Below are 16,407 nucleotides of genomic sequence, written 5' to 3'. Positions count from 1 at the left end.
GGCAAGTTTTTTTAACGAAGCATGTCCAAAAAAGATGAGGTTAAGAATGTAAATTTATTTTGACACCGTTCCTTAGAGTACTTCAGGTGATAATATTCAAGGAATTGTCTGTGTGTGTATACAAAATGTAAACACGGTTTTTGGCTTTTTTATGAAAAAACAAAGAACTTGCCTCCAACTAAATCACAAAGACATGCGGGATGTCGCAAGGCAACCCATTGATAAAGCATATAAGATTTTCTTATGAATACTTTAAATAGTTTCCTGAATAAGCTGCCTATAGCTTTTTATACCCTGTTTACCTTCACCCTTAGTAGTTGTGGCGGTGACCGCACGTACCAGACCAAAACAATAGAAAACAGGTACAGTATTTCCATTTCGAGAGGAATGAAGCAATATACAAACCACTCAAATACCATTGCAATGCTATATCGTGACAAAGAAAGGGGGGAATGTATTGCAGTGACCGACCATTTAAAAGAGAGTGGCAAAGCCTTGTTGACTAGTCATTTGCAAACCTTGGCAGACAACCCTGAGTTGTTGGGGGTATCTATAAAAAACGCCCGGTTTGGGAAACCTTTCGCTAAGCAAATCAATGGACATAATGCCATACAAGCCGGAATGAGTGCCTTGATCAAACTAGATGATCAATGGGAGTCTGTCTGGGGGATTGTGGCTTATATAGAAGGTAAAACCCATATTTACCAAATAACTACCTGGTTGGCAGATGATGAGCCTGGCGAAGATGACGCTCGTTTGCACGATATGATTAACTCTTTTGAGGAATTGAAAGAAGAAGAGTATTAAGCACCGACAAGGTTCCCCGTAAACGGGATGTTGGTATAACCTCTACTAGGGACTAGTACCTCAACCTCTAAATACCTGATACATTATTTTGGCGATATTCATACCCTGATTTTACTTAAAAAATATCGCGTAGCTATGGCTATGCTCAATTAGCCGTTGGCAGAGCTCGGCACAGCAAAGCTGTAGCCATCGGTTTTTGAAGTTCGTCAGAGAACAAATCTCATCCAAAATAAATAGTGCATTTACTTAGAGGATAAGGTACTAGGTACAAGGTTCTAGGCACACCTTGTCCCATAGGCAACTAACATACTTATAATGATCTTATTTTCAATGGGTTATGAATTTGTTAGTTAGAACCAAAGGCCTAATTTGTTTGATGGATATACCTGCCTTTTTTTACTGTTGTATTTTCTGGGGTAGAGTAGGTGTCTTGTTTTCTGGTAATCAAAAAAAATACCTTGAGATCAACAATCTTCAAGGTATCTGTGGAATCTAAACTAACCCGTGATTTATTTCAATATTTTTTGTTGCTTTTGTATAACCCTAATACGCTACTGGGTATAAAAAGGTTCTATGTAATACTGTTAAAGGAATGTTAATAAAATTGTAATTTATTTAACAATAAGAATGTTAGAGTTTAATGTGTTGATAATCAATGTTTTATTTATTGAAAACAAACTTTGAACATTGGATATGTTTTTAGTAGTTTTGTTGAGTGTATGAAGCCAACACTTACTAAGTGTTGAGCAATGATGATCGGGTTCATGAGTAAGACAATGAATAAGGGGAAAGGTTGCATTCCAGAAAAAAATCTACAAGGTATTATACTTAAACAAAAATGGTTTTGAGGATGGATTTTGACTAATTGCTTGAATACCAACATTAATTAACCGAAGCTACAGCTTTGCTGTGCTGAGCTCAGTTTCAGCTAATCCTGTAAATCCTAAAACCGAGTCTATTTATAAATCCCGACTCATCGGGGCAGCTTGCTGTGACGAGCTCACCGCAGGTAATCACTTTCATCTTAGTATACCTTTAAGTTTTTTTAGTATAAACCTTACATCAGCCCCCTGTTTTACACGTTGTGCTAATACAATGATACCTACAATCAAAATACCTATTAATTTTTAACACATTATGAAAAAAACTACCTGGATACAAACATTGACCTTACTACTAAGTGTGGTCATTTTTACCCAATGTTCAAAAAATCTGGTCGAAGTCCAGAAAACTGACTTTAAGGAAGAGGTAGCTACTCAGCAAAACCTGAAGTTTACCTTTAGTCAGGACTTAGTGGCAGATAATAAATTGAACGTTTGGGATACGACAAGTTATTTGACCTTTACCCCTAAGGTGAAAGGAAAATTTAAATGGGTGTCGAAAAATGAGTTGATTTTTTCCCCCGTCAAAGGTTTTCAACCTAGCACCGATTACAAAGCAGTATTACAAGATGCTTTGGTAAAGGCTGCCCCTAATAAAGTACCTGATGTAAACAAAACAAGCAGCATTGTTTTTCATACTCCTTACCTCAACCTGAAAGATTCAGACGTGTACTGGGCACAAGACAACCGTCGTACAAAGCAATTGAGGATAAACCTGAATTTTAACTACAAGATAAAGCCCCAATCCATTAAAAATCTTTTAAGCATCAAGTCGGGTGGCAAGCAAATCCAGAGCTTTCGGGTAGTGAACGATGATATATCTAAAACCGCCCAAATCGTCGTTGATGAAGCTGGCTTGCAAAATACCGGGGCCAGTCAGATAGACTTGACCATTGCTCCCGGTTTGCGTTGTGCCGAAAGCCCTTATGTAACCACAAAACCAATGGTACATAAAGTAAGCACGCCCAATAAGCGTAACCTTGAGATTGTAAACGCCAAGGCTACGTATGAAAACAACGTTCCTTATATTCGGGTACAAACCAACCAGGCGATAGAAGAACTAGAGGTGTTGAATAACCTGAAAATTAAGCCTTCGGTAGTATATCAGGTAAAAATGCTGGATCATGGATTTTTGATTAAAGGAAATTTTAAAGCCAACAAAAGCTACACGATTACACTGTCTGACAATATAAGAGGTGTTTTTGGGGGCAAACTTGCCGAGGCGCATGAGCAAGTGGTACAGTTTGGCAGCTTGTCGCCCTACATTAGTTTTGTGGCTAAAAAAGGGCTTTACTTGTCGAGCAAGGGTAACAAAAACATTGGTATTCGCATAGTAAATGTGCCTAAAGTAAAAGTGACGGTATATAAAATTTATGAAAATAATATTCAGCGATTTGTTACTGAACGTGGCTCAGTAAAAGACAATGCGTCTAGTTATTATACCAATTACAGCAGCTATGGCGACGCAGTCCTTGATCAGGAATATGACACCAGGTCGTTGCCGCAAACCAATGGCATGCATGTGTTAAACCTTGACTTGGACAAAGCCAATAACTTTAAGGGTATTTATGCGGTAAAGGTAGCTTCTACCGAAAAACAGTGGCTCAATAGCAACAAAATTGTGTCAGTGTCAGACATTGGCTTTATAGTAAAACATACCAAAGAAGATGTGCTGGTTTTTGCCAATTCTATCATGAATGCCAAACCACTAAAAGGAGTGGCTGTAAGCTTGATTAGCAAAAGCAACCAACCTTTTTATAAGGCTACTACTGATGCTAACGGGGTAGCAAAGTTTGCTAAAATCAAAGAAAAGTTTCCCCAGGCAAGCGTGCGAATGATTACGGCACGTTATGGCAAAGATTTCAATTACCTTCATTTCAATCAAACCTCAGTAGAGCGTTCTGCTTTTGACATCGGGGGAATTCGTGAGAATAAATCGGGTTACCAGGCTTTTCTTTACGGCGAACGCAACCTGTATCGTCCTGGCGAAACCATCCACTTAAATACAATTGTGCGAGACCAGCAATGGAAAACACCAGGGCAAATCCCGGTAAAATTTAAGTTATTACTACCCAATGGCAAAGATTTTACTACTATGCGGGGAGTACTTGACAAACATGGGGCTTTTGCGGCTTCTATTAAGTTGCCCGCTTCGGCGATTACGGGTACCTACAATGCCGAAGTGTATTCGGCTACTGGCATATTGCTTACTTCTAAGCGCATTAGTATAGAAGAGTTTATGCCTGACCGTATCAAGGTAAAGCTGGATTTGGTAGACCATGAATTTAAAAATATCTGGAAAAAAGACGTTAAAAATGGTGATAGAGTACAGGTAAAGGTAGAAGCCTTGAACTTGTTTGGTCCCCCTGCGGCTAACCGTAACTATGACTTGAGTTTTTACTTGCAACGCAAGTCGTTTCGACCAAATGCACCAAAATATAGAGACTATAATTTTGCCATTCGTTCGGGCGATGATAAGCGAGTATATTCTACTGATTATTTGAAAACCGAACGCCGGGAGGGTAAGACTGATACGAAAGGCTTGATCAAGGAAAGCTTTAAAATACCTGCTGAATACGTGAATCAAGGAGTGCTACAGGGCAAAGTATTCGCTACTGTGTTCGACGAGACCGGAAGGCAGGTAAGCCGTATGAAAACCTTTGATGTGTTTACTCAAAGTACGTTTTTGGGAATCAAAAAATTTGATTACTATGTAAACACCAGGTCTTCGCTGCCCATACAACTGGTGGCAGTAAACAAAAAAGGCAACCCGGTAAATGCCACTGCCAAGGTGCAAATTATCCGTTATCGCTGGCAAACAGTGCTTGAGAAAACCTACAGCGGAACGCGTTATGTTTCACGTCGTAAGCCTAAGATATTACAAGAAAACACGGTTTCTTTCAATGGAGGAGTAGCGGCTCCTTTTAACTTTACCCCCAACTATTCAGGAGAGTATGAGGTACGGGTAAAGTTACCAAAGAGTGATTTTTATGTATCACAGTCGTTTTATGCTTACCAGTACGGTACTACCGACAATGCGTCGTTTGAGGTAGACAAAGATGGCAAGATCGGCATTACCCTGGATAAAAAAGAATACAATGTGGGCGACCAGGCTAAAGTATTGTTTACTACTCCGTTTAAAGGGCGTATGCTGGTAACCGTAGAGCGTAATCAAGTATACAAGCACTTTTATGTAGATACTGATAAAAAATCTGCCTCAGTCACTATTCCCGTGACAGAAGCTTATCAGCCCAATGTATACATTACGGCTACCTTGATCAAGCCATTGAGCGATGGTGCCATTCCATTGACGGTAGCCCATGGGTTTGCTCCTTTGAAGGTGACACGCCCCGAAAACCGCCTACAGGTAAGCATAGATGCCGTAGAAAAAACCGAATCGAAACAAAAACAAACGATCAAAGTAAAAACCAACCGTGCCGAAGCCGATGTTCAGGTAACCCTGGCAGTGGTAGATGAAGGTATTTTACAGATGAAGCGTTACCGTTCGCCCAATCCACTCAATTATTTCTTCCAAAAAAGAGCCCTTGAAGTCAACGCGTATGATTTATACCCCCAGTTATTTCCCGAACTCTTCATTCGTCGCAGTAGCTCAGGTGGTGGTGGGTCGCTGGCCGATGAACGCACCAACCCGATGGTAAACAAACGCATTAAGTTGGTGAGTTTCTGGAGTGGTATTCTCAAAACCAATGCACAAGGAGAGGCTACTTATACCATTAACATTCCCCAGTTTTCAGGTAGTTTGCGTTTAATGGCAGTGGCTTATAAAGGCAGTGCTTTTGGAGCAGCCCAAAAAAATATGATTGTAGCCGATCCTGTAGTAATATCTACAGCATTGCCCCGTTTTCTGAGCCCTGGCGATCAGCTCAAAATGCCTGTAACGCTTACCAATACTACAGACAAAGCTTCGCCTGCTTCGGTACAATTGCGTACTACTCCTAACCTTAAGGTAATTGGGCGAAACAGTGCCAATGTAACACTGGCTGCCAATAGTGAAAAGCAAATCATGTTTGAAGTACAGGCGGCCAAGGTAATAGATAGCGCCAAAGTAGAAGTGGTTGTCAATGCCATGGGGCGTATGTTTAGCGAAAAACAATCGATAAACATTCGAGCCTCAAGCGGATTGATCAAGAGCAGTGGCAGTGGGGTGGTAACCGCAGGCACCAATCAGTCGTTGAGCTTGAAAAAAGGGTTGTTACCTTCTACTGCTCAAGCCAAATTGGTATTGAGTAAATCGCCTTTGATACAGTTTGCCAAAAGTTTGGATTACCTTATTCAGTATCCGCATGGTTGTGTAGAGCAAACCACCTCTTCGGTTTTTCCTCAGCTGTATGCCCAAAACCTCATGAAGGTATTGATGCCCAAAACCAGAGGGTTTGATGCTACCTATAGCAAACAGATCAAAGAGAACATACAAGAAGGGATCTTGAGGTTACAATCTATGCAAATGTACAATGGTGCTTTGAGTTATTGGCCAGGAGGCAATTACGCAAGCTGGTGGGGAACTGCTTACGCCACTCATTTTTTGCTGGAAGCTAAAAAGCTGGGCTACAATGTAAATACCAGTATGCTCAATAGGATGTATACTTACCTGGCGCGTAAATCTAAAACTAGTACTGATGCCTACTATAGTCGCAACCGGGTACGCTACTATTATACTGACAACACAGGTGCCCGCAAGCTCAAAACTATAGCCAAACGCGAAGCTATTTATTCTTTGTATGTGTTGGCACTTGCCAAAAAAGCTGATGTATCGACGATGAACTTCTATAAAGAAAACGCCAAGTTGTTGTCACTAGACTCAAAATATTTGTTAGCAAGCGCTTATTTTGTATTGGGCGATCAAATCAACTACAAAGTATTGTTGCCTAAAAGCTTTAGTGGTGAAAAAGCCGAACAAGCCTTAGACGGGAGCTTTTATTCTTATATACGCGATCAAGCGCTGGCTTTGAACGCCTTGGTGGAGGTCGACCCTCAAAACCCACAAGTTGCTTCACTGGCGCGTCGTTTGGGGCAGCAAGTACGTTCAGCCCGTTACCTCAATACTCAGGAAAGCGCCTTTTCTCTATTGGCATTGGGCAAGTTGGCTACCGCCAATAAAGGTAATGTACAGGCAGAGGTGACCGCCGGAGGTAGCCGTGTAGGTACGTTTGCCGGGCAAGACCTTACAGTTACTCAAAACATTGCCAACAAAGCATTGAATATAAGGGCTACAGGTTCAGGCAGTTTGTACTATTTCTGGCAAATGAAGGGGCTAAGTGCTACTGGCAAAGTAGAAGACCAAGACAATGTAATCAAAGTGCGTAAACAATTTTATGACCGTGAGGGTAACTTGATTAAAGACAAGGTGTTTAGGCAAAATGATTTGGTAGTAGTAAAAGTAACCGTGGCGACTGTTGATGGCTCTAATGTGAAAAACGTGGCGGTGACTGATATGCTTCCGGCTGGTTTTGAAATAGAAAACCCTCGTCTGACCTCTTCATCACCTGCGGTAAGCTGGATCAAAAAAGCCAGTAACCCCGATTATTTTGATATTCGTGATGATAGAATCAATTTATTTACAACGGCTTCGCGCAAAACCAAAACTTTTTATTATTTGGTAAGGGCAGTGTCTCAAGGAAACTTTACCATGGGACCTGTAAGCGCTGATGCGATGTATAATGGAGCCTTGTATTCGTACAATGGCAGTGGTACCATTAAAATTGTAGCACGGGGTAGTGATGAGGGATAGTGTAGCAATATAGATTTTTGAATAAAAAAGGAGGCTTTGGTAAACGAAGCCTCTTTTTTTTGATTTACTCTTCACTCATTTGCATCACTACTCGTCCTCTCCTGCCTTTTTCACCAATTCGCCGAAAGGCTTGAGCATAATCTGCCAAAGAAAAAACACTATCTACTACCGGGCGTAATTTGCCTTGTGCTGCCCAACTACTAATTAAGGCGAGTTTTTCACTGTCCCCATTTTCTACCATCAAGTATTTTACTTTTTTGTTTCTAAAGGCATTGCCAATAAAATAAGGAAGATTATTAAAAGGATTGGCAGGTATAAATTTGCCGTGTTTGTGCAGCAAGTGCTTTATTTGCGGGTATTTGACCAAGGTACTCAGGTCTAATATCAGGTCAAACTTATGTTGGAGGCTCTTAAGTGGCTGTTGTTGGTAGTTGATCACTTGGTTGGCGCCAAGGTTGCTTAAAAAAGCTTCGGTGTTGGTGCCTGCTACGGCCGTAACATTTGCCCCTAGCAACCGGGCGATTTGTATGGCATATACTCCCAGCCCTCCCGATGCTCCGTTGATTAATACTTTGCTACCCTTGCTTACTTGCCCCAAGTCTTGCAAAGCTATGAGGCTGGTTAAAGCACCCAGTGGCATCGCCGCGCTTTCTTCAAAACTTAGTTGAGCAGGCATCAAAGCCACAAAATCTTCAGCAATACAAATATATTCCTGATGAGTTTTGATACCTTTCAGTAGGTCTACATAACCAAAAATTCGGTCTCCTTGTTTGAAGCGTTTCCCCGACTTCTGTACAATACCCGAAAACTCTAGCCCGGTATTTACTAAATGACGTTTGGCGCCCAGTAGCTTTGCTAATAAGGCGTGGTTGCCTGCCACCGTATCAGCATCAGTGGGGTTTACCGTAGCATACATTACTTTTACCAACAACTCGTGGGCGTTGGGTACAGGCAAAGATAAATCTTCTCTTAGTCTAAGATGTTTACTTTCTAAAGTGAGTCCTTTCATAAGGTATCAAGTGTTTTTGGTGGTGCGATATATTTGGTTACAAAAGTAGCGACCACTTTCACAAACCACACTTGACAAAAGTCAACAAATGAAACAGGGGAGGAGAAAACCCTTAAATTTTTCGTCTTACCCTGCTCAGGGTTTCTGGGTTGATGCCCAGGTAAGATGCAATATACTTAAGGGGAACCCTTTGCAAAAGCGTGGGGTGGTCTTGCATCACCAAGGTTTGGTAGCGTTCAGCTGCCGGGTAGTTTTGTAGTATGTAATTGTGTTTTTCGGTCAATAAATAAGCCGCCTCAAGTACTTTGCGGTATACCAGGTTTATACCAGGAATCGTTTCTACCAAAGCAAAAAAATCTACTTTGTTGATTTCTATTAAATGAGTATTTTCAAGCGCAATGAGGCTTTCAAAGGAGGGAGTACTATGAATGAAGCTTGAGAAAGGGGCACAAAAGAAGTTTTCCCAGGCAAAACAAGTAGTGTGCTCATTGTTGTCATAATCATACTGACAGTAGCGAATCATCCCTTGGGTGATAAAAGTCAATTGACGGCAAACTTCCCCTTGCTCAATCAGGCATTCATCTTTTGCCAGGCTTCTAAATGATAATTTGTCTTGTATGTGCTCCCACTCGCTTGAGGTAGGCGTGAAGTATTGCTGTAAAGCCTGTTTAAAAACCAAATTGTTCATATACTTTGATGGTATAAAAAGTAGGGTTGATTTGTGTATAATGAGTGAGTTTTACCTTGTTTATATATTGGTTTCCAAGGCTTGCAGCTACTTACCCATAAAAACAAAAAACCAGAAGCAAATCAATGCTTCTGGTTTCTATTTGAATCTAATATAATTGGGTATTTTTTTATTAGCAAATTTGCAACTTCAATTATGGGTAAATAAAGGAGGAATAAAAAATATGTGTTTCTTTTGATAAACTTATTAGCTGAAGTTATGCAGTATGCTGTAAAAATTACAAATCGTTATTGTCAAGTTGTCCGCCCAACACATCATACCATTCCTGGCTTATTTCGTTGGTGGTTTCTTTGGCTACTTCCTCATTGTAGTTTCGGGTTTTACCTGCTAATGAGGCATTTTCCATTTTAATCAACTGACTAATAAAGTTTTTTTTGCGATTTTCCTGATTCATATAATTTATATAATTGGTTTTTGTTGTTATTATTAACGGCAATGTAGTACAAAAAAATAACTTGATTTTTTTGGATTTTGTTTAAAAACATTTTGCACTAAGTTTTTTTGACAAATTAAATATTATATTTTCAAGATTTGCCAAAACCTTACAGGTTGTTTGAGCAATATTGTCAGACACTTTTATCTGAGTATTTACCCTCAAATATAGCAAGGGAAAATACTTAATGTGTTGATTTACAGCATTTTATTATTGTTAAGAAGGAGGGGGAAAAGCTTGTTTGGGGGTGGAAAAACCTTGGTTTTAGGTATGAAAAAGTTACAAGCGCAAGAAGAGATAAAAGATTAAATAAGGGGTGAATTTGAAAAATATACTTTTTTATTGGTAAAGTGCAAATATATAAACTACGAGCCCTATAAAAAAAGGTTGTATATTCAACGTGAAATATACAACCTTGTCTTGTTTTTTCTGAAAAATGTATCAATCGAGTTGACTGATGGCTTTGCCGAGCAGCATAGCAAATATATCGGTATTGGCACCAAAGTTTAAAAAGGGGTTGATGCCTTTCTCCTTTTCCAGAAATACACCATTGACATATACTTCAAACTCGGTAATACGATTGAGTAAAATAATTTTATCACCTTTGGCACCTTTAAAAATGATTTTCTTATTGGTCAGATAAAGCTGCCCACTGTCTATATGGTTCCACTCCTTTTTGTGCAGGGTCTTTTCCTGTTTGTGGATATTTCTCCAGTAATCACCTTTCGCAATTTTGATTCTAAGCCCCGACCGGGTACTATGATCAATGTCGGGGTGGATGGCATTTTCTAACCAGTCGGCTTTAGTCTGAAAGTAACACTTCTCTTTGCGAGGCAAGCCAATATTTACTTCCAACTCTGGAATCTCATCATTTTCTATTTGCCAAAACAGCTTGTATTTGTCAAGGTTGGCACGGGTAGAAGAGTCTAGTTTTACCTCAGCGTTGAGGTTTTGAGCAATTTTTTGCAATTCAGCTTCTTCTTCTGGCGATAACATCTCGTCAGAAAGCGCATTATTCATAAAATTACTCAATAGTTCTTGTCCGCTGGTTTGGTATATTTTTTCGGCAACATCTGCAGGTAGTTTTAAATCATTCTGTAGTTTTTCCATCAATTGCTTTTCGTCATCATCCAGCATACCATCTTCAATGGCTTTCTCCACCTCTACTTTATAAATTTCACCAGCAAGTTGGCTATGTATAATATCTACTTCTTTGTCGTTAATGCCTAAAATAAACTTAAGATGCTTTAGGTCAGCCAGTTCTTCCTCCGATAAATATTTGTCATCCAGGCAGCTTCTGAGATAATCGGTGTAAAACACCAATACATCATTATTAAACTCACCTTCAAGGTTTACCTTGTATTTGGCCGCAATATTTTGAACTTCGTCTACAGTGATGCTGGTGAGTTCTTTTTCAGCCAAAAGGTTATTGATCTCAATCAAGGCATTCTCTTTTACTTTTTGTCCAAGCAGATTTTTCAAAAAACCACCTTTTACTAATTCTTTCTTTTTGTAGATATGATGTTCCATATATTTTATGACCGAATGATTGATGAAGCCGTACCGGCTATTGTTTTATAATCAAAAATCTTAGTAATTTCTGTAAAAATAAAGCATACCCAAATAACACAAGGAATGGTGTAAAAATAAATTTCTATAGTTTAATAAAATATTTTGTTGCTAGACGCGGCAAAAAATCGGCTAATAGCATCGCTATTCGGCTATTTTTTAACAAAGTATAGCCTCAAAAGATGAGATTAAGAATGTAAATTTATTTTGGTACCATTCCCAAGAGGCTATTTTGCCAAAATTATGTATATGCTCTTGATGCAACAGGCACTGGTTTGGCAAAGTTTAAAACAACCCCAATGATAAAAATCGTATGCGCAAAATGTTTGCCTAACTAGCTTTTAATTAATAGTTTATTCGTCAAATAGCCACCTGTATACCCGGTCTGTTTTTTCTCTGACTTTATCTAATGAAAAAGACCGAATAAGCCTTATATATTCTTTGCCTTCTAAGAGCAAAATAAATACAGGTACTGTAAATACACTATATTGCGCAGCAAGTTCAGGGGCACTTGTTGTGTTTATTTCCTGCCATTCAAGTTTAGGAACGTGATCGTCCCGTAAACGGGATTTCGGGCGTAGCCCTCAACAATAACCCCGATAAGAAATCGGGACTTTGAAGCTGTCCGGTTTAGAACATCTCCTCTTTACTGACTTTCGTTACCCCGGCAGTTCCGCCGGGACTGCGAGCTTTTTTCGCCGTAGCTATGGCTACGACTGTAAACCGATAGCTGCAGCTTTGCTGCGCTGAGCTCTGCCAAAGGCTAAAAGTGCCTCAGCCAGCCTCGAGTATACGCCCTCAATCTCGACACTTATTTTGAACATGTTCCTTAGGATAATGTGTGCTTATCAGTTGGGCTATTTTGGGTTTGAGGGCAGTACATACCGAACACCCAGCACTGGTAAAGAACCACGCCTTATTATCTACACTTATTTGCATTATTTTATTCGTTGGTATACAAAGGTTATTTTTCTGACCTTCTTCCTTACTACACCACTTATTTGCACTTGTAACGTTTGGGTGCTTTTCAGGCGATATTCAATCTTTTGAGGAAAGTCGTGTTTTTCATTGATGAATATAACCTTTTTTTTACGTTTTTTAGCTAACCTAAACTTAATTGGTTTACCATCGTTTTGCTCCAATACTTTTGCCACAAAACAAACTTGCCCTTTATCTTTTACTACCTTGATGGTTTCAGTAAGGGTACTGTCACCTTTGCTTAGGTCTAGCACCCTTGCCTGAAAGGAGCCCGACGTAGCCTGTGTCCATTGTTCTAGCACGGGGCGATTGTTGAGTTTCCAAGTACCCACTATTTGGTTGAAAAACTTATCAGTAGGCAAATTATTAGGTATTTGACCATACCCAAAGGATAGGGTAATGAATACCAGACAACCTGTAGCCAGCCATTGACTAATCCATCTCATTTTTGATAATATTTAAGTGTTATTATTTTAACCCTCCACACGCAACTATCAAGGGCAAAAGTCTCAAAATAAAAATGCCTGTAACATCAAAAGCGTTACAGGCATCTTATTGTAATGTATAAAAAGCAGGTTATTTCAGCATTTTAATCAAACCCGCCAATTTATTTTTCATTTCGGTTCTATCTATGATAAAATCAAGAAAACCGTGCTCAAGTAAATATTCTGAAGTTTGAAACCCTTCAGGCAAGTCTCTGCCTATGGTTTCTCTAATAATACGCGGACCAGCAAAACCAATCAAAGCCTCTGGTTCGGCAATGTTAAAGTCGCCTAGCATAGAAAAAGAAGCCGATACTCCACCAGTGGTAGGGTCAGTAAGCAATGATATATAGGGAACTTTGGCTTCGGCAAGCAAAGCAAGCTTAGCCGATGTTTTGGCCATTTGCATCAACGAGTACCCTGCCTCCATCATGCGGGCGCCCCCCGATTTAGATACTACAATCAAAGGATATTTTTTCTCACGGGCAAAATCTATAGCTCTTGATATTTTTTCACCAACAACCGAGCCCATTGATCCTCCAATAAAGCCAAAATCCATGACTGCCAATACAATATTTTCCCCCTTCATTTTCCCATGACCAGTTCTTACGGCATCTTTCAATCCAGACTTATATTGTGACTGTTGAATACGTGTAGGGTAAGTCTTGGTGTCTGAAAAATTAAGCGGATCGCCAGACATCATATTTGCGTCCAACTCGGTGAATTCATTTTTGTCAAAAAACACCTCAAAATATTCTTTCGAGCCTATTCTGGCGTGAAAATTACACTCTATGCAAGTATAAGCATTTTGCTTGTGATCGCGCGAGTTCATTACGTTTTTACATTTTGGACATTTGTACCAGTGCCCCTCAGGAGTTTCTTTTTTTGCTGAGGTAGGTGTAATAATCCCTTTTTTTTCTCTTTTATACCAAGCCATATGTTTGTTTTTTGGGTAACAAGTGGTCAGAGGTACAAGCACAGGAGGGTATCTACCCTTATATAAAAACCTTATGCTATGACTGGTCTGATGCATCAAACACTCTTTTTTCAGAGCATTTATTACCTGCTACTAATATCTGAAAACAGGTGTAGGCATTGATCTTTGTTAAAGTTAAAAGATGCCCGTTTCACCAAATTTTAAATGTAAATAACTGACTTATAAAGTTTTATAAATAAACCCGTTGTTATCAGGTTTTTGTTTTTTATGTAACCGACTTAAAATTAGTCGCCAAATTTAAACGTAAATAATCAATTTATGAAAGTTATGTAAGATTGTTCACCCAAAAAATGTGTGGTATACCCCCTATCTTCCAAGATATTGTATTTGTAGCTTATACTAATAATTTACTCTACCCTACTATTTTTCGCCCTGATTTGTGTCCTCACAAATCAAACCACCCACAAATCCTTAGATGCCAATAAATATCGGTACCCAAAAAACGACTTGTTTTAGGGTTTCGATCGCTCCCATACAGCGGGATTTATCAATTGGTGAAAACACGCAACTGAGGCGAGGATAATGTTTTTAAAAAAAGCTGGGTAGAGTACTAATAATTATTTTGTTTTAGGTAAATTTTCCCGGATAGTTAATGGATGCCTGTTTTCATCAATGGCCACAAATGTAAAATTACCCGAAATGGCTCGTTGTCGGGTTTCTTCGTACATGTGTTCCAAAAAAATATCTACTTGCACCCCCAGACTGGTATTGCCTACCTTGACTACCTTACCTATTAGTTCTATGAATGAGCCTGCCGGAATAGGCTGTTTAAAATCAACCCGGTCAGAACTTACCGTTACTACCTTGAGGCGGGTAAACCGAGTAGCTGTAATAAACGCTACTTCGTCCATGAGTTGTAAGGCAGTGCCCCCAAACAGAGTGTCATAGTGATTGGTTGTATTCGGAAAAACCGCCTTGAATATATGCGTTTCTGATTCTTCGATACGTTTTGTTAAATTTTTATCCATTTTAAATGATTATTTGGGGTAAAACCATCTTTCAGGAGAGAGTTACAAGGAGGGCAAAGCGCAGCAAGGCTATGAATTTACCTTATACAAAAGGCAATTCCATAGCTATCTTTCCAAACGCCTTACACCCAACTCTAGCTCCCGAAAGTTAAGTATACTAACTATTACAAGGCAGGTCTACTGACTCACTGCATACTCTTTGCGCCTTCCCATAAATACGTATACCTACAGTGGCATTATGTGCAAAAAAGAGCTTTTACAGCTTACAGTTGCGGGTACAGTGCTGGTTTTTCACCAGCTTCCCTTTTCGTTTGCCTTAGCAAAACCTTGTAAAGTGTGTTGAAAAAAAGAATCCGCAGCATTGAATACTGCGGAAACTAAAAATAAGAATTGAGTAAAACCATGGTGGTTAAAAGCTCCAACAGGGACAAGCTTTAAGCGACAAGTCGCAAGTCCTTAGATACCGATGAATATCGGTGCTACTCCCTATTCTATAGGTAGCTAATAAATTCATAGTATGCTTATTTTAAACGTATTATGAATTTGTTAGTGAGAGGTGGTTTTACTTGTTAAGCTCTTAGGCCAATGTAATTTTATCTTCTAAGTACACATCCTGAACAGCATTCAAAATGTCTACTCCTTCGGCTACAGGTCTTTGGAAAGCCTTACGTCCTAAGATCAAGCCGCTTCCACCAGCACGTTTATTGATCACAGCGGTTTTTACTGCATCAGCCTTGTCGCTGTCTCCACCAGACGCCCCACCAGAGTTGATAAGCCCAATACGTCCCATGTAGCAGTTAGCCACTTGATAACGACACAAGTCAATAGGGTTGTCAGAAGCAAGGTCACTGTACATTTTTGGGTGAGACTTACTGAAGTTAATTGTTGTAAACCCTTCGTTGTTCTCAGGAAGCTTTTGTTTGATAACATCTGCCTGAATGGTTACTCCCAAGTGGTTTGCTTGCCCGGTTAAGTCAGCGGCTACGTGGTAGTCAATGCCATCTTTCTTAAACGAAGAGTTACGAGTGTAACACCACAATATAGTAGCCATACCCAAAGAGTGTGCTTCTTCGAACGCTTGAGCTACTTCTACAATCTGACGAGACGATTCTTCAGAACCAAAGTAGATCGTGGCACCTACCGCAGTTGCGCCTAAGTTCCAGGCTTCACGGATAGACCCAAACATAATTTGGTCAAACTTAGATGGGTAAGTGAGTAATTCGTTATGGTTAATTTTTACTACAAAAGGAATCTTGTGTGCATACTTTCGTGACATCATTGCAAGGTTTCCATACGTAGTAGCCACTCCATTGCAGCCGCCTTCTATAGCCAATTTGATGATATGCTCAGGGTCAAAATAAATTGGGTTAGGAGCAAAAGAAGCACCACCCGTATGTTCAATGCCTTGGTCGATAGGTAAGATAGACAGGTATCCTGTACCTCCTAAACGCCCGTGGTTGTACAAAGACGCAATACTTTTTAAAACCTGTGGATTACGGTTAGAATTTATAAATTGATCATCTACCACATTGCCACTGGTTTTGTGCAACATGTCTTTTGAGATAGTTTTACTTTCGTGAGTAAACAAGTCTTCGTTTTCTTTACCCAGTAAACTTACAATTTCGTCGTATGTCATTACTTTATTTTTTAGGAGTTTTTGTGATCTATCCAAAGTTGGCAAATATATCATGAAAAGTTGAAACAAAAAGCTATTAGCTTGCTTTGAGACAGATATTTTATCTGGTTTTTGATAAAGTTTCTTCTTAAATTTCAATAGTATGCAATA

Annotated in this window: 10 protein-coding genes and 1 riboswitch; of the genes, 2 read left to right on the top strand and 8 right to left on the bottom strand. The window is 39.5% G+C overall.

Features of this window, described 5'->3' with window-relative positions:
- Positions 1–243 precede the first annotated feature (243 nt).
- Entirely contained in the window at positions 244–807 is a 564-nt protein-coding gene (locus Q0954_RS04410) for a hypothetical protein (protein ID WP_299454151.1), read from the top strand.
- A 1,137-nt stretch (positions 808–1,944) separates the two neighbouring features.
- Entirely contained in the window at positions 1,945–7,437 is a 5,493-nt protein-coding gene (locus Q0954_RS04405; protein WP_299454148.1) for an alpha-2-macroglobulin, read from the top strand.
- Between the two features lie 64 nt (positions 7,438–7,501).
- Here the strand turns inward: Q0954_RS04405 and Q0954_RS04400 are convergent, their stop codons facing one another.
- The 8 genes from Q0954_RS04400 to Q0954_RS04365 all read right to left on the bottom strand — a co-directional run bounded on the left by Q0954_RS04400 (position 7,502) and on the right by Q0954_RS04365 (position 16,257).
- Entirely contained in the window at positions 7,502–8,446 is a 945-nt protein-coding gene (locus Q0954_RS04400) for an NAD(P)-dependent alcohol dehydrogenase (protein ID WP_299454145.1), read from the bottom strand.
- 112 nt (positions 8,447–8,558) lie between these two features.
- Positions 8,559–9,134, bottom strand: coding sequence for a Crp/Fnr family transcriptional regulator (locus tag Q0954_RS04395; RefSeq protein ID WP_299454142.1), 576 nt, complete (start codon positions 9,132–9,134; stop codon positions 8,559–8,561).
- Between the two features lie 277 nt (positions 9,135–9,411).
- On the bottom strand, positions 9,412–9,588 hold the full coding sequence (locus Q0954_RS04390; RefSeq protein WP_299454139.1) for a hypothetical protein: 177 nt from the start codon (positions 9,586–9,588) through the stop codon (positions 9,412–9,414).
- Between the two features lie 480 nt (positions 9,589–10,068).
- On the bottom strand, positions 10,069–11,157 hold the full coding sequence (locus tag Q0954_RS04385; protein ID WP_299454136.1) for a hypothetical protein: 1,089 nt from the start codon (positions 11,155–11,157) through the stop codon (positions 10,069–10,071).
- Positions 11,158–12,134: 977 nt separating this feature from the next.
- Positions 12,135–12,620 (bottom strand): DUF6265 family protein, encoded by a 486-nt coding sequence (locus Q0954_RS04380; RefSeq protein ID WP_299454133.1) that lies wholly within the window; start codon positions 12,618–12,620, stop codon positions 12,135–12,137.
- Between the two features lie 130 nt (positions 12,621–12,750).
- Positions 12,751–13,593 (bottom strand): acetyl-CoA carboxylase, carboxyltransferase subunit beta, encoded by an 843-nt coding sequence (accD, locus tag Q0954_RS04375; RefSeq protein WP_299454130.1) that lies wholly within the window; start codon positions 13,591–13,593, stop codon positions 12,751–12,753.
- 617 nt (positions 13,594–14,210) lie between these two features.
- Positions 14,211–14,621 carry an acyl-CoA thioesterase gene (locus Q0954_RS04370; protein ID WP_299454127.1) on the bottom strand — a complete coding sequence of 137 codons (411 nt, stop codon included), beginning with the start codon at positions 14,619–14,621 and terminating at the stop codon, positions 14,211–14,213.
- A 152-nt stretch (positions 14,622–14,773) separates the two neighbouring features.
- A riboswitch (cobalamin riboswitch) is annotated at positions 14,774–14,966 on the bottom strand.
- A 232-nt stretch (positions 14,967–15,198) separates the two neighbouring features.
- Complete coding sequence (locus Q0954_RS04365) at positions 15,199–16,257, bottom strand: class I fructose-bisphosphate aldolase (protein WP_299454124.1); 1,059 nt, start codon at positions 16,255–16,257, stop codon at positions 15,199–15,201.
- Between the last annotated feature and the right edge of the window lie 150 nt (positions 16,258–16,407).

The sequence above is a fragment of the uncultured Microscilla sp. genome (assembly GCF_947493425.1).
Classification (GTDB): Bacteria; Bacteroidota; Bacteroidia; order Cytophagales; family Microscillaceae; genus Microscilla.
This window is presented reverse-complemented; position numbering and strand designations above follow the sequence as displayed.

What these genes read in the sequence shown, in the direction of transcription:
- Q0954_RS04390 (WP_299454139.1), bottom strand. Translation starts at nt 9,588, where the DNA reads ATGAATCAGGAAAATCGCAAAAAAAACTTTATTAGTCAGTTGATTAAA.
- Q0954_RS04410 (WP_299454151.1), top strand. Translation starts at nt 244, where the DNA reads ATGAATACTTTAAATAGTTTCCTGAATAAGCTGCCTATAGCTTTTTAT.
- Q0954_RS04400 (WP_299454145.1), bottom strand. Translation starts at nt 8,446, where the DNA reads ATGAAAGGACTCACTTTAGAAAGTAAACATCTTAGACTAAGAGAAGAT.
- Q0954_RS04405 (WP_299454148.1), top strand. Translation starts at nt 1,945, where the DNA reads ATGAAAAAAACTACCTGGATACAAACATTGACCTTACTACTAAGTGTG.
- Q0954_RS04385 (WP_299454136.1), bottom strand. Translation starts at nt 11,157, where the DNA reads ATGGAACATCATATCTACAAAAAGAAAGAATTAGTAAAAGGTGGTTTT.
- Q0954_RS04380 (WP_299454133.1), bottom strand. Translation starts at nt 12,620, where the DNA reads ATGAGATGGATTAGTCAATGGCTGGCTACAGGTTGTCTGGTATTCATT.
- accD (WP_299454130.1), bottom strand. Translation starts at nt 13,593, where the DNA reads ATGGCTTGGTATAAAAGAGAAAAAAAAGGGATTATTACACCTACCTCA.
- Q0954_RS04370 (WP_299454127.1), bottom strand. Translation starts at nt 14,621, where the DNA reads ATGGATAAAAATTTAACAAAACGTATCGAAGAATCAGAAACGCATATA.
- Q0954_RS04395 (WP_299454142.1), bottom strand. Translation starts at nt 9,134, where the DNA reads ATGAACAATTTGGTTTTTAAACAGGCTTTACAGCAATACTTCACGCCT.
- Q0954_RS04365 (WP_299454124.1), bottom strand. Translation starts at nt 16,257, where the DNA reads ATGACATACGACGAAATTGTAAGTTTACTGGGTAAAGAAAACGAAGAC.